Below are 12,939 nucleotides of genomic sequence, written 5' to 3'. Positions count from 1 at the left end.
TGAAACTAATTTACTTCTGTTCCTGATATGGAAACAGTTTCACTAATCCTTCATACAAACTTCTGTGAAGAATGGTTGCATGATTATCCGTTTCCATCATTTTATACTCTAATGTCCAGTTTTTCTTATTTGATTTTTTAAGAATATCATAGAACGTTTCTGCATCTTTAATCATGACAGGATGTTCTCCTTTTCCCACAGAAACATAAACAAATTTCTTAGTATCGGGAGACTTTGCAAGCAGTTGACCAGCCTGTTTTAGCAAACTTTCATCATCCCACCATAAGCTTGGACTAATGATAAAATAATTGTTAAACATTTCCGGTTTCTTTAAAAGAATTTCTGTTGCTAAAAGTCCACCTAATGACTGTCCGAACAGATATTTGTCCGTCGTTTTAAACTGGCTTTCAACGTAAGGCTTTAATTCTTTTTCAAGGAACGTTATAAACTTATCAGAATGCCCTGTGGTAGGATAATCTTTCTGCAAATCCTTTAAATTTGTATAAAATGTGAAATCTCTTTTTCTGTCAACATTAGCAATTCCTACTACAATTGTTTCCGGCATCGAGTACATTTGATTAAAGAACTGCACTAATCCTGAAACATGGATAAAGTCTTCATTCATACTTCCGTCCAACAAATAGATCACCGGATATGACTTAGCTTTATCAAAACCTTGAGGCAGGTAGATATTTAGAGTTCTTTCTTCATTCAGAGTTTTAGATTTAATGGTCCTTACCTCTCCCATCGTAAGCGGTTTTACTGTTGCAGTTTGCGCTGATACCGTAAAATTGGCAGCAAGCAGTATACTGCAGATAATAAAAGCTTTTTTAATCATATTTAATTTTTGTCTTCTCGTTTATTCTTAGAAATTTTTATTCTAAATCCATACAATCATATTCTACATTAGAAAACTGATAAATTTCATCTTCACGGAAAATCAAATCTTTTTCATTAGCTTGGGAATATATATGATAGATATACCCTCATTCAAAACTTTCTGTATTATTAACCATTTATTTCTCATTTTGTGTTTTTTTACTGAATTCAAACCTTATAGGTTTTAAAAACCTATAAGGTTTAGACAATTATTTTACATCATCCCAAATGCTGTAATCAACAATTTTTGTTGGGATCTGCTGTACGTATTCTGTAAAGGGCTCGCAAGGTAAAATCGCTTCTTTCCCTTCTCTGGCCAATTCCTGATATAATTTTGTACCTTCTGTTTTCCAGTGGATCATTTCATCAGAAACATCACGGATGATTTTTGCGGGGCTTCCTACAATTAATTTTCTCGGTTCGCATCTGAAATTAGCAGGAACAAAAGCTAAAGCACCGACAATACTTTCGTCACCGATATAAGCTTTATCCATTATTACAGAATTCATTCCTATTAAACAATTCTTCCCGATATGCCCGGAATGAATAATTGCCCCATGACCGATATGTGCAGATTCTTCTAAGATGGTTTCTATATTTGGGAAAACATGAAGCGTACAGTTTTCCTGTACATTAGCCCCATCCTTAATGATAATTTTCCCCCAGTCGCCGCGAATTACCGCATTGGGCCCAATATAGACTTCTTCACCTATTTCTACATTCCCGATAATGACTGCTTGCGGATGAATGTAAGCAGAGGGTTTTATAATGGGACGGATACCATGGTATGAGTAGATATTCATATTTATTAATTTGAAAATTTGAAAATGAGATAATTTGAAAATCAATTAAATAATGTTTCTGTTTTTCGATGTTTGTCTTTTGACTATACTGTCCAAAGTTCTACAAAGCAGCTGCTCTTTCCGGAGTATCTTCCAATAAACATTTTCACATTCTCAGATTATCCCATTTTCAAATTGATTATACTTTTTCAATGATCATTGCATAGCCTTGTCCAACACCGATACAAAGGGTACACAATGCATATTTTTTATCCTGCTTCTGTAATTCTATAGCCGCAGAACCCACAATTCTTGCTCCGGAAACACCCAGTGGGTGACCAATGGCAATAGCACCTCCGTTCGGGTTTATTCTTGCATCGTCATCTTTTAAACCTAAGCTTCTTGTTACCGCCAGGGCCTGTGCAGCAAATGCTTCATTGAGTTCAATAATATCCATATCTTCCAGTGAAAGATTCAGTCTTTTCAATAGTTTCTGAGTAGCTTCTACCGGTCCTATTCCCATAATTCTTGGTTCAACACCTGCTACGGAAGATCCTAATATTTTTGCTTTTGGTTTTAATCCATATTTTTTAACGGCTTCTTCACTTGCTAAAATAAGTGCAGCAGCTCCATCATTCATTCCCGATGCATTTCCGGCTGTTACCGTTCCTTCTTTCCTGAAAGCCGGACGAAGTTTCCCCAGACCTTCCATGGATGATGTAGGTTTAATGAATTCATCTTTTTCAAAAATGACAGGATCACCTTTTCTCTGAGGGATTTCTACTTTTACAATTTCTTCTGCCAGTCTTCCATTTTCCTGTGCTTTGGTAGCTTTCTGCTGAGACCAAAGAGCAAATTTATCCTGATCTTCTCTGCTGATCTGATGCATATCTGCTAAATTTTCTGCAGTTTCTCCCATCCCATCAACGCCATACATTTCTTTCATTTTCGGGTTCACAAAACGCCATCCGAAAGTAGTATCAAATAGCTGACTGTCTCTGCCAAACGCCGCACTTGGTTTTGACATTACATACGGAGAACGCGTCATATGCTCTACTCCACCTGCAATATAAATTTCACCTTCTCCTGCAGCAATGGAACGAAAAGCATTCGCTACAGCCGACATCCCGGAAGCACAAAGTCTGTTTACCGTTTCACCTCCAATTTTATAAGGAAGACCTGCCAATAAAAGCCCCATTCTTGCCACATTTCTGTTATCTTCCCCTGCCTGATTGGCACATCCGAAAATCACATCTTCAATTTCATGTACGGGAACGTCAGGATTCCTTGCCACCACTTCTTTGATAACAATAGCAGCCAAATCATCTGCTCTTACTTCTGATAATCCTCCCTGTAGTTTTGAAATAGGAGTTCTGACATAGTCTATGATGTATACGTTGTTCATATTTTTAATTTGAAAATGAGTCAATTTGAGAATTTGAAAATTTAAGGGAAGTAAAATTAAAGGTGTTCGATAATTTTCAAATTACCTCATCTTCAAATTTTCAAATTCTTTATAATTCTGTTACTTTTTTTCCGATTTTGTAAACTGTTCCTACAAATTTTGCTATCAGCTCCTGATTTTGATTGGTAATCTGAATATCATAAACAGCTGTTTTTCTGGTATCATTCACCAAGATACTTTCTGCTCTGAAAACATCGCCTTCTTTTCCGGCTTTGGTAAAGTTGATAATACAATTCAAAGCTACAGCAGCATCCCCTGTATTATTGGATGAAAATGCCAGTGCTGAATCTGCAAAAGCAAATGTAACCCCACCATGAACTGTTTTAAGCCCATTGATCATATCTTTCTTAATGGGCATTTCTATTAAACAATAATTTTCTTTTACTTCAATCATTTTGATATTCATCCACTGGGAAAAATAATCCTGATTGAACATATAATCTGCTACCTGTCTTGGATTCATTTTACTGTACGTTTGTTATTTCTTCATATAATTCATCCGATAATCTATCGTAAACACTCATCGTTTTACCAAGAATGATTTGCTCATAGGAGAGATTTGATGAACCTGATGAATTTTCAGTTGGATAAGAAGCACTTAAATCAATTCCGTTTTCATTGGCCAATCTTTTGATCAGCTCTTTATATTTCTCATTAAACTTTCCCAATAATTCAAGCCTTTCCTGATCTTCAATAGAAGCAGCCTCCTGAATCAAATAATCTTTCTCTATTGAAAGCCTCACTCCCAATTCGGCTCTGAATTCATCTATATTCATTAATTCTTCACTATCATAATTGAGCAATGCACCAGTTGCTGTTATTATACAACGGATACATGGCCGTATTTCTTTATATTTTACGAAGCAAAGGGCTCTGTCTGTACCTTTCTTCCCGATATTCTTCGTAAAGGTTCTGTAGGGTTTCCGAAACTTTTGCATATCCAATTTCTTTACCCCAGCTTAACAGTCCTTTTGGATAATTAACACCTTTCTGCATCGCTAGTTCAAGATCATCATCATTGGCAACACCTAATCTTTTAGCTTCAACAGCTTCATTGATCAACATTGAAATAATTCTTAAGAAAATCTGCTCATACAATGCATCATCTTTTTGAGCAACCGGTTTTTGTGCCCCCTCATTATAATCATAGAATCCTTTTCCTGTTTTCCGGCCATGGAGCTTAGCTTCAGACATTCTTTGCTGAAGTAAAGAAGGCTTATACTTTGGATCATAGAAATAATCTTTGTAAACCGTTGTCGTTACTGAAAAATTGACATCAATACCAATAAGATCCATGAGTTCAAAAGGCCCCATTTTGAAGTTACCCAATGTTTTCATTGCCTCATCTACCTGTTCCGGTGTGGCTATATTTTCTTCAACAATTCTTAACCCTTCCCCATAATAGGGACGGGCAATTCTGTTCACAATGAACCCCGGAATATCTTTGGCGATAACAGGTATTTTGCCCCATTCTTTCATGAGGTTATATATTTTTTCAGCTAACGTTTGTTCTGTTAATAAAGAAGGAATAACTTCCACTAAAGGCATCAATGGAGCAGGATTGAAAAAGTGAATTCCGATGAAACGTTCCGGTTTCTTGAGCTCTGCCCCGAGGGAAGTGATGGAAATGGATGAGGTATTGGAACCGATGATACAGTCTTCTGAAACATAATTTTCAAGCTCTGTAAAAACCTTAGTCTTAATTTCTTTGTTTTCAATAATCGCTTCAATAACCAGATTTGAATCTTTTAAATCCTGAAGGACTTCTCCTTTTACGATGTTGTTTCTGATTTCAGAGGCTTTTTCCTGAGAAATTTTACCTTTTTCAACCAGTTTCTGAAGTGTTTTTTCTAAGCCTGAAAGTGCTTTGTCTATTTGTGGAGCATTAGCGTCGAATAAAACAACTTTGCATCCTGCTGTGGCAGCTATCTGAGCTATTCCTACGCCCATAGTTCCTGCCCCAATAATTCCAATATTCATAGTTTTAATTTGAAAATTTGAAAAATGAGTTAATTTGAAAATTATTTAAATTTTGATGTAGAAATAATTTTAGACAGAATTAATATGATTTCTCTTAAATCTTTAAATAACTTCTCATCAGGCGAACACAAATATTCTGATTGCAAACACAATGATAACCAATATTCTGTTTCATCAGCTTCTTTAGCTGCAATTTTACTTTATGAATAAAATCGGCCCTGCTTTCTGCATTTTGAGCTTCTCTTACATTAGCTCCGATTGAAGTTCCTGATTTAAAAATCTGATTCGCAAGTGGAAATTTATTAACCTTATACAGTTTTTCTGAAAATTCAATAATGTTCAATGCAAAATCAAAAGTTTTATTTACTATAATATTTTCTTTGTCATTTCTCATTTTCAAATTCTCAAATTAACCCATTTTCAAATTGATTTATTTTCCTTTATAATTAGGTTTTCTTTTCTGTAAAAAGGCATTTACCCCTTCGATGAAGTCTTCTGTTTCTGCAGCTTCCTGCTGTAAATCTCCTTCTAACTCCAATTGTTCTTTTAAGGTATTATGGTAAGACTGAGCAAAAGCTTTTTTGGTAAGCTTAAGCGCTGCCGTTGGCATATTTGACATTTGCCCAAGAATTTCCATAGATTTTGGAGCAAATTCTTCTTCATTGAAAACCTCAGCAACAAGACCATATGATTTAGATTCTTCAGCAGATAGCTTTTTACCTGTAAAAGCTAAATAATTAGCCAATTGTCTACCTAAAAGCTTCGGTAAGAAATAAGTTCCTCCTGTATCAGGAATCAATCCGATATTGGAAAATGCCTGAGCAAAATATGATTTATCAACTGCTAACACAAAGTCACAAATTAGGGCCAGCATTGCTCCTGCTCCTACTGCAGGTCCATTTACCAATGCCACCACAGGTTTTTTGCAATGTGTAATTTCTGTAACTAAAGGATTATAGTAATCTACTACAATTTTTCTAATGATGTCATTATCATGGTGTTCATTACCTTGTACAAAGGCATCATCTAAATTTTGACCTGAGCAGAACGCTCTTCCTCTACCTGAGATCGCTACACATCTTACCGTGTCATCTTCATTACATTCTTTAATGAAATCTTTCAAATCCGACAGAGAAGGTTTTGTAAGGGCATTCATCGTTTCAGGTTGATTAAGATATGCGATTTTAAGCTTCCCGTCAAAATGCGTTTCAATATCAAGTTGTGTATACATAGTTTTTTTTTATTTATTATTTAACAATGCTCTAATTTAACAATATAAATTAACCTAACAATCTACTATAACGTAACAATCTAACAGTTTAACAATGCAACAAATAAAATAGTTCTGATAAAACTGATCACACCTTATAAACTATGATGCACAAAGCATTTTATGGGTATATTGATTGCTAAATTGATTCATTAATTAATGGCATTTAAAATAATCAAAAGGTTCAAGACAGTCTAAACACTGGTAAGAAGCCTTACACAGGGTAGACCCGAATCTGCTGATCTGTTTGGTATGTTCAGAACCACAACGCGGACATTTTTTCGGCTTCCCAATATGATGTTCATCTGCCCCTTTTTCAGGAGGTGTAATTCCGTAAACACGGAGTTTTTCTCTCGCTTCATCCGTTATCCAGTCTGTTGTCCATATCGGAAACATTTTGGTAACCACCGTCGCATCCCAGCCGTTTTCCTTCATCATTTTAATGATATCCTCTTCAATGGTAAACATTGCAGGGCAGGCAGAATAAGTAGGCGTGATCGTCACTTCACAGGTATTTTCACCTGTAATGCTGGCCTCCCGCACAATTCCTAATTCCACAATATCAATGACCGGAATTTCCGGATCGGGGATTGTTTTTAATAAGCTTAATAAATCGTTCATTATTAATTTTGAGCATTAGATCATTTGAAAATTTAAAAAATGAAAGGTACGAACAGCTCATTTCCAAATTAACTCATTTTCAAATTGCCTCATTGTTTTTTTACCACGTACATCCCGGATATGCACGCTGCATATACTGAAGTTCACAAAGAATATAACCGAAATATTCTGTATGATATCCTGTTCTTGATTTTGGCTGCATGAAAGGATTCGTAGGATATTCTAAACCATATTCTGCAAAATCTTTTTGTGTAATGGAAAGAAAATTCTCATAAAGCACATCAACATTGGGAACAATATTTAAAATAACTAAATCATCCTCCCCTTCTACTTTTGCAAATAATCCTTTTGAATATTCCCAAATATTTCCAATCGCTTTTTCCAAACGGGTTTTACTTTCTTCTGTTCCCTGAGCAAAAATTTTCATCCAGGAAGCAGCGTGGGTATAGTGGTATCTTACTTCTTTCAAAGATTTCTGAGCAATTGCAGAAAGCTCTTCATCCGCAGAATGAGACAGGGCCTCATACATTAGTTTTTGATATACTGCAAAAACGTAAACTTTAAGAATGGTCTGGGCATAATCTTCATTAGGAAGCTCAGTCCAGTGGGCATTTAGATATTCATGCTCATATCTTAAAAATGCCAGATCATCTTCACTTTTACCGTTATCAATCACTTTTGATGCATAAACATAAAAGTTATTGGCCTGACCCAGCTCATCCAATGCAATATTTGTCAATGCAATATCTTCCTCCAAATAAGGACCTTCACCACACCACGCAGACAATCTCTGCCCCATGATGAAACTGTCGTCTGCCAGTTTTAATAAATAATTATATAATGGGTTCATTGTTTTTTATTTTTGTAAAATGTAAAATGTCGGTTGTACAGTGTACTTTTTACCGCTGACATTTTACAGAAAATTACATATTCTTTACATCATTAGGAATGTCATAAAAAGTCGGGTGACGGTATAATTTATCATCAGCCGGATCGAAGAAAGCTTCTTTATCTACTCCTTCAGAAGTGATGATATATTTGCTTGGAACTACCCAAACAGAAGTTCCTTCTTTTCTTCTGGTATAAACGTCTCTTGCATTCTGCAAAGCCATTTCTGCTGTTGGTGCCTGTACTATTCCAACATGTTTGTGAGATAATCCCGGTTTAGTCTGAATAAACACTTCCCACATATCTAAATTTGCCATAGTCAAATTAATTTAACAATGTATCAATGTACCAGTTTACCAATATGAATCTTCGTTTTACTCAGAATGACAATTGATTGTTACATTTTTACATTGGTATATTGTTACATTATTATATTACTTCTTTTTGTTGTTTTTTTGCGAAAGCTGCAGCTGCTTCTTTTACCCAAAGGTTTTCCTGCTGAGCTTTTACTTTGGTATCCAGCCTCTTTCTGTTGCAAGGGCCATTACCTTTTAAGATTTCCATAAATTCACCCCAGGGAAGTTCTCCGAAATCATAATGCTGTCTTTCCTCATTCCATTTCAGATCTTTATCAGGAATCGTTAATCCTAAGAATTCAGCCTGAGAAACAGTAACGTCAATAAATCTCTGACGAAGACTGTCATTACTTTCACGTTTTACTCTGTAATTCATAGAAATTTTAGAGTTGGGTGAACTGTCATCATTAGGTCCGAACATCATTAAAGCCGGCCACCAGAAACGGTTTAACGAAGCCTGGGCCATTTCTTTCTGCTGTTTGGTACCACGGCAAAGGGCCATTAAGATTTCATACCCCTGTCTTTGGTGAAAAGATTCTTCTTTACAGATCTTCACCATAGCTCTTGAATAGGGACCATAAGAATTTCCCATCAGCATTACCTGATTCATGATGGCTGCACCATCTACCAGCCAGCCGATGGCTCCAATATCTGCCCAGCTCAATGTAGGATAATTAAAAATACTTGAGTATTTTGCTTTCCCTTCCAACATATCTTCATAGGTGGCGTCCCTGTCCGCCCTGATCGTTCCGTTTCCTAATGTTTCCGTGGCAGAATACAGGTATAAACCGTGTCCCGCTTCATCCTGAACTTTAGCCAAAAGAGCCATTTTTCGCCTCAATGAAGGTGCTCTGGAAATCCAGTTGGCTTCCGGTAACATTCCAACAATCTCAGAATGGGCATGCTGTGAAATCTGACGAACCAATAACTTCCTGTAATCATCTGGCATTACATCTTTGGGTTCTACTTTATTTTCGTCGTGAACGTATTGAACAAATTTTTCTAAGTCCATAATCTTTTAATTTGAGAATTTGAGAATTAGTTAATTTGAAAATTATTTAGAGAAACTGAGAATAAACTATTACCCATTTTCAAATTTCCAAATTAGCGCATTTTCAAATTGAATTAAACATCATAATTAAGCATCACCACATTCGTTGTCGGGTGGCATTGACAGGTAAGAACATAGCCTCTGGCTACTTCGTCTTCGGTAAGCGCATAGTTTTTCTCCATGAAAACTTCTCCTTCCAAAACCTCCGCTTTACACGTACAACAAACTCCTCCTTTGCAAGCAAAAGGTACAGGAAGATTGTCTTTCAATGCTTTATCTAAGATACTCTCTTTTTTAGAATTTAAGTGAAACGAATATTCATCATCATCGATAATTACCGTTACCATACTTTCAATATTGGCAATAGCCTTGAATTCGTCACTCATCTCCTCCGTATTTTCTTCGTCAGGAGCTGTGAAGTATTCAAATAAAACCTGGATAGCAGGAACTTTTTTATCCTTTTTAAGATAATCGGCGATCCCCTTGATCATTTCTGAGGGTCCACAAATAAAATAAGTGGATTCTTTTACATCAATATCCGTGTATCTTTCAAATAACTGTTCTAATTTTTCGGCAGAAATTCTTCCTTCAAAAACAGGATCTTCATGTTTCTCCCGGCTTACCAGGTAAACCACCTTAAGTCTTCCATTGAAATGCTCTACCAATTTATCTATTTCCCCTTTTCTCAAAATATGATTCATGCTTCTGTTACTGTAAAACAGATATGCATTACTGTTAGGTTCCTGATAAAGGCTTTCTTTAATATTGGACAAAACAGGAGTGATACCGCTTCCTGCTGCAAGACCTACATAAGTTTTCACATTGGTAGGATGATAAGAAGTATTAAAACCACCCATCGGAGGCATTACTTCCAGCATTTCATCCATATGAAGATGTTCGTTGAAGTATCCTGATACTTTTCCGCCTTCTAATAATTTCACCAAAACTTCCAGCGTATTGCTTTTTTCACTTGGAGCATTACAGATAGAATAAGAACGTCTTTCTTCGTTTCCGTTGATCATCATTCGGAAATTAAGGTACTGCCCCTGTTTGAACCTGAACTTGTCTTTCAGTTCTTCAGGAATTTCCACAGCCACATTTACGGCTTCCGGAGTATCTTTCTGAACTCTAACTGTTTTAAGTTTATAAAATGAATTCATTATTTTTTTAGTATTCTATTAATTTTCCCACCTTCACATTTCGGTAAGCTATCCTGGGCATGAACTTTTACTTTTGTAGTAATCCCTACCCGTTTTTTTATTTCGTTTTCTATATTTTTTCCAAAGATTCCGGCAAATTTAAAATATTCATCGGTATTGGCTTCTATTCTTTGATCTTTTACAAGGTCATCATCAATTTCTATATCGATATCCAGTGCTACACACATATGTTCCTTTTCAATCGGAGTCAGATAATAATTGGGAACAACACCTTTTACATATGAAAATGCATCTTCAATCTGGCTTGGATAAACATTTACCCCTCTTACAATCAGCATGTCATCTGCCCGGCCAACAATAGGTTTCATTTTCACCATTGTTCTTTTGGCATTTTCATCATAATAAAGACTTGTAATATCATTGGTCCAGTACCGTAAAAGGGGCATCGCTTTTTTCGTTAGAGTCGTAATCACCAATACGCCTTCTTCTCCGAATGGAACCGGCTGCTTGGTTACCGGATCTAAAATTTCAGGATAAAAATGATCTTCCCAAATATAAGAACTTCCTTTTTCTTCGAAATCTTCCATTGAAACTCCCGGTCCTATAATTTCACTTAAGCCATAGATATTCGTGGCATGAACCCCTAACCTTTCTTCAATATGTCCTCTGATAATCTCCGTCCAGGGCTCTGAACCCAACACCGCATATTGAAGACTGATTTCATCGGCTGAAATTCCTCTGTTGGCAAATTCATCAGCAATAGTCAGTGCATAAGATGGTGAACAGCAGATCACCTCTGGCTTAAAATCCATAATCAAGTCTACCTGTCTGGCTGTCATTCCTCCTGAAATGGGAAGAACACTCATTCCCAACTTTTCCGCTCCGTAATGGAGACCAAGCCCCCCTGTAAAAATCCCATATCCGTATGCATTATGTAACTGCATCCCCGGTCTGGCACCTGCAGCATACAGGGATCTCGCCACTACCTCACTGAAAAGATCCACATCCTCTTTGGTATATCCTACCACAGTAGGTTTCCCTGTAGTTCCGCTTGAACAATGAATTCTCTGCAGCTCATTTTTGGGAACTGTAAACAATCCAAAAGGATAATGATCTCTTAAATCCTGTTTGTAAGTAATGGGAAGTTTCGTGATATCTTCTATTGTCCTTATATCCTGTGGAGATATTTTTAATTCATCGAATTTTCTTTTATAAAACTCTGACTTCTCCTCAAGATAACCAATTAAACCTGTTAACCGGTCGGATTGAAGCTGTCTCAACTGACCCAGCTCCAGATATTCAACTGAAAAACCCATAAAACTAACTAACATTTGTTAGGTGTAAATTTAAAAAGATTTTGCAAGCTGACCAAATTTTTATGATTTTTATCATATTTTGAATGATTCTAAATAAGGATGTACTAATGATTCCCCTTATTTAAACCGTAAGTTTTGATATTAAGGCTAAGGAAAGTACAATAGGATTATTAATAGTACGTTTAAGTTTTTGAAAAAAAACAATAATTTACTTTAATGGAAATTGACATTCAGAGCAAACGCAATGGAGTGTGAACCTATTTATAAAATAAGTGTAATAAGGCCATTATTGTTTCTGGTTCCCTAATAGCCCAAAAAGTATCTTCTCTCTGATTTCATCAATAATTTCATCAGTAGAATCGCTGTTCCTTTTGAACCAGAAATAAGAGTTGTTTAGGGTATGAAGAATAAATCTTGTGGTAAATGAAGGTGATTTTAAATCCCAGTTTTCGGCCTGGTAAATTTCAGAAATAAGTTCCTCCACTTCCTGCTGATAGTTTCTCCTTAATTCCACAAATTCAGAAAGTCTTTCTTCCAGGTGTCTCCATTCGTTGGAATAAATATGGGTTACATCCCGGTTCTCCAGGACTACCGATAAATGTTTATCCAGAAATAGGTTCAGTTTTTCTCTGGGAGGAATATTGGTGTTTTTTACTTCCTGAAGCTCATCGAAAAATTCCTGTGCAATGCCAAAGCATATCCATTCCAAAATTTCTTCTTTCGAACGGATATGCGCATAAAGGGATGCGGCCTTAATATTGAGTTTTGTAGCCAGATCTCGTACTGAACTGCCCATATATCCTTTCTCCTTGAAAAGTTCTACAGCTACGTTTAATATTCTTCTTTGTTTTTCTTTAAGCTCCATCTGGTAAAATGCAAAAGTAGTTATTCTCAAAATAATACGCTGGAATTTAACACAGCATCGGGTAAATTAGCTCATTTCTCCATTGACGGCCAAAGATATTTCACTTCCGGCATGACGTATTGTTCTTCATTTTAAAGAAAATTATTAAGAATCGGAAATTTTGTCAAGTTAATTTTACGTTAAAAATGCTGATTTCGGAAATTTTGTCCTATTTTTTTGTAAATTTAATAATTGAACGATTTTTGTGATACAGTCATCGAATAAATGATTAAATAATTGATGGCATTAAGAAGCCAAGCCTTAAAA

Annotated in this window: 14 protein-coding genes and 1 pseudogene; all 15 read right to left on the bottom strand. The window is 36.0% G+C overall.

What is annotated here, in order from left to right:
• Positions 1 to 10: 10 nt before the first annotated feature.
• The 15 genes and pseudogenes from MP478_RS21115 to MP478_RS21045 all read right to left on the bottom strand — a co-directional run bounded on the left by MP478_RS21115 (position 11) and on the right by MP478_RS21045 (position 12,663).
• Positions 11 to 838: an alpha/beta hydrolase gene (locus MP478_RS21115; protein ID WP_257201573.1), complete on the bottom strand. Its 828-nt coding sequence runs from the start codon at positions 836 to 838 to the stop codon at positions 11 to 13.
• Between the two features lie 250 nt (positions 839 to 1,088).
• On the bottom strand, positions 1,089 to 1,682 hold the full coding sequence (locus MP478_RS21110; RefSeq protein ID WP_230041093.1) for a transferase hexapeptide repeat family protein: 594 nt from the start codon (positions 1,680 to 1,682) through the stop codon (positions 1,089 to 1,091).
• 178 nt (positions 1,683 to 1,860) lie between these two features.
• Entirely contained in the window at positions 1,861 to 3,066 is a 1,206-nt protein-coding gene (pcaF, locus tag MP478_RS21105) for a 3-oxoadipyl-CoA thiolase (protein WP_257191986.1), read from the bottom strand.
• A gap of 109 nt (positions 3,067 to 3,175) precedes the next feature.
• A complete protein-coding gene (locus MP478_RS21100; RefSeq protein WP_230041095.1) occupies positions 3,176 to 3,589 on the bottom strand; it encodes a PaaI family thioesterase in 414 nt (137 codons plus the stop codon).
• A 1-nt stretch (position 3,590) separates the two neighbouring features.
• Entirely contained in the window at positions 3,591 to 3,902 is a 312-nt protein-coding gene (locus tag MP478_RS21095; protein ID WP_257191984.1) for a hypothetical protein, read from the bottom strand.
• A gap of 73 nt (positions 3,903 to 3,975) precedes the next feature.
• Positions 3,976 to 5,106: a 3-hydroxyacyl-CoA dehydrogenase NAD-binding domain-containing protein gene (locus MP478_RS21090; protein WP_257201572.1), complete on the bottom strand. Its 1,131-nt coding sequence runs from the start codon at positions 5,104 to 5,106 to the stop codon at positions 3,976 to 3,978.
• Positions 5,107 to 5,147: 41 nt separating this feature from the next.
• Positions 5,148 to 5,500, bottom strand: a pseudogene (locus MP478_RS21085) (four helix bundle protein).
• A 36-nt stretch (positions 5,501 to 5,536) separates the two neighbouring features.
• Complete coding sequence (locus MP478_RS21080) at positions 5,537 to 6,337, bottom strand: enoyl-CoA hydratase/isomerase family protein (RefSeq protein WP_257201571.1); 801 nt, start codon at positions 6,335 to 6,337, stop codon at positions 5,537 to 5,539.
• Positions 6,338 to 6,532: 195 nt separating this feature from the next.
• Positions 6,533 to 6,997: a 1,2-phenylacetyl-CoA epoxidase subunit PaaD gene (gene paaD / locus MP478_RS21075; protein ID WP_257191980.1), complete on the bottom strand. Its 465-nt coding sequence runs from the start codon at positions 6,995 to 6,997 to the stop codon at positions 6,533 to 6,535.
• 100 nt (positions 6,998 to 7,097) lie between these two features.
• Positions 7,098 to 7,847 (bottom strand): 1,2-phenylacetyl-CoA epoxidase subunit PaaC, encoded by a 750-nt coding sequence (gene paaC, locus MP478_RS21070; RefSeq protein ID WP_257201570.1) that lies wholly within the window; start codon positions 7,845 to 7,847, stop codon positions 7,098 to 7,100.
• A 73-nt stretch (positions 7,848 to 7,920) separates the two neighbouring features.
• Positions 7,921 to 8,202: a 1,2-phenylacetyl-CoA epoxidase subunit PaaB gene (gene paaB / locus MP478_RS21065; RefSeq protein WP_123945289.1), complete on the bottom strand. Its 282-nt coding sequence runs from the start codon at positions 8,200 to 8,202 to the stop codon at positions 7,921 to 7,923.
• Between the two features lie 112 nt (positions 8,203 to 8,314).
• Complete coding sequence (paaA, locus tag MP478_RS21060) at positions 8,315 to 9,253, bottom strand: 1,2-phenylacetyl-CoA epoxidase subunit PaaA (RefSeq protein ID WP_230041100.1); 939 nt, start codon at positions 9,251 to 9,253, stop codon at positions 8,315 to 8,317.
• Between the two features lie 113 nt (positions 9,254 to 9,366).
• Positions 9,367 to 10,452, bottom strand: a complete 1,086-nt coding sequence (locus MP478_RS21055; RefSeq protein ID WP_257201569.1) for a 2Fe-2S iron-sulfur cluster-binding protein — start codon at positions 10,450 to 10,452, stop codon at positions 9,367 to 9,369.
• Positions 10,452 to 11,768: a phenylacetate--CoA ligase family protein gene (locus MP478_RS21050; RefSeq protein WP_257201568.1), complete on the bottom strand. Its 1,317-nt coding sequence runs from the start codon at positions 11,766 to 11,768 to the stop codon at positions 10,452 to 10,454. Before MP478_RS21050 ends, MP478_RS21055 begins: the two co-directional genes overlap by 1 nt.
• A gap of 286 nt (positions 11,769 to 12,054) precedes the next feature.
• Positions 12,055 to 12,663 carry a TetR/AcrR family transcriptional regulator gene (locus MP478_RS21045; RefSeq protein ID WP_257201567.1) on the bottom strand — a complete coding sequence of 203 codons (609 nt, stop codon included), beginning with the start codon at positions 12,661 to 12,663 and terminating at the stop codon, positions 12,055 to 12,057.
• Positions 12,664 to 12,939: the final 276 nt, after the last annotated feature.

The organism is Chryseobacterium sp. WG14, from assembly GCF_024586945.1.
In the GTDB taxonomy this organism is placed as follows: Bacteria; Bacteroidota; Bacteroidia; order Flavobacteriales; family Weeksellaceae; genus Chryseobacterium.
The sequence above is the reverse complement of the archived record's forward strand: the minus strand, read 5'-3'. Positions and strand labels throughout refer to the sequence as shown.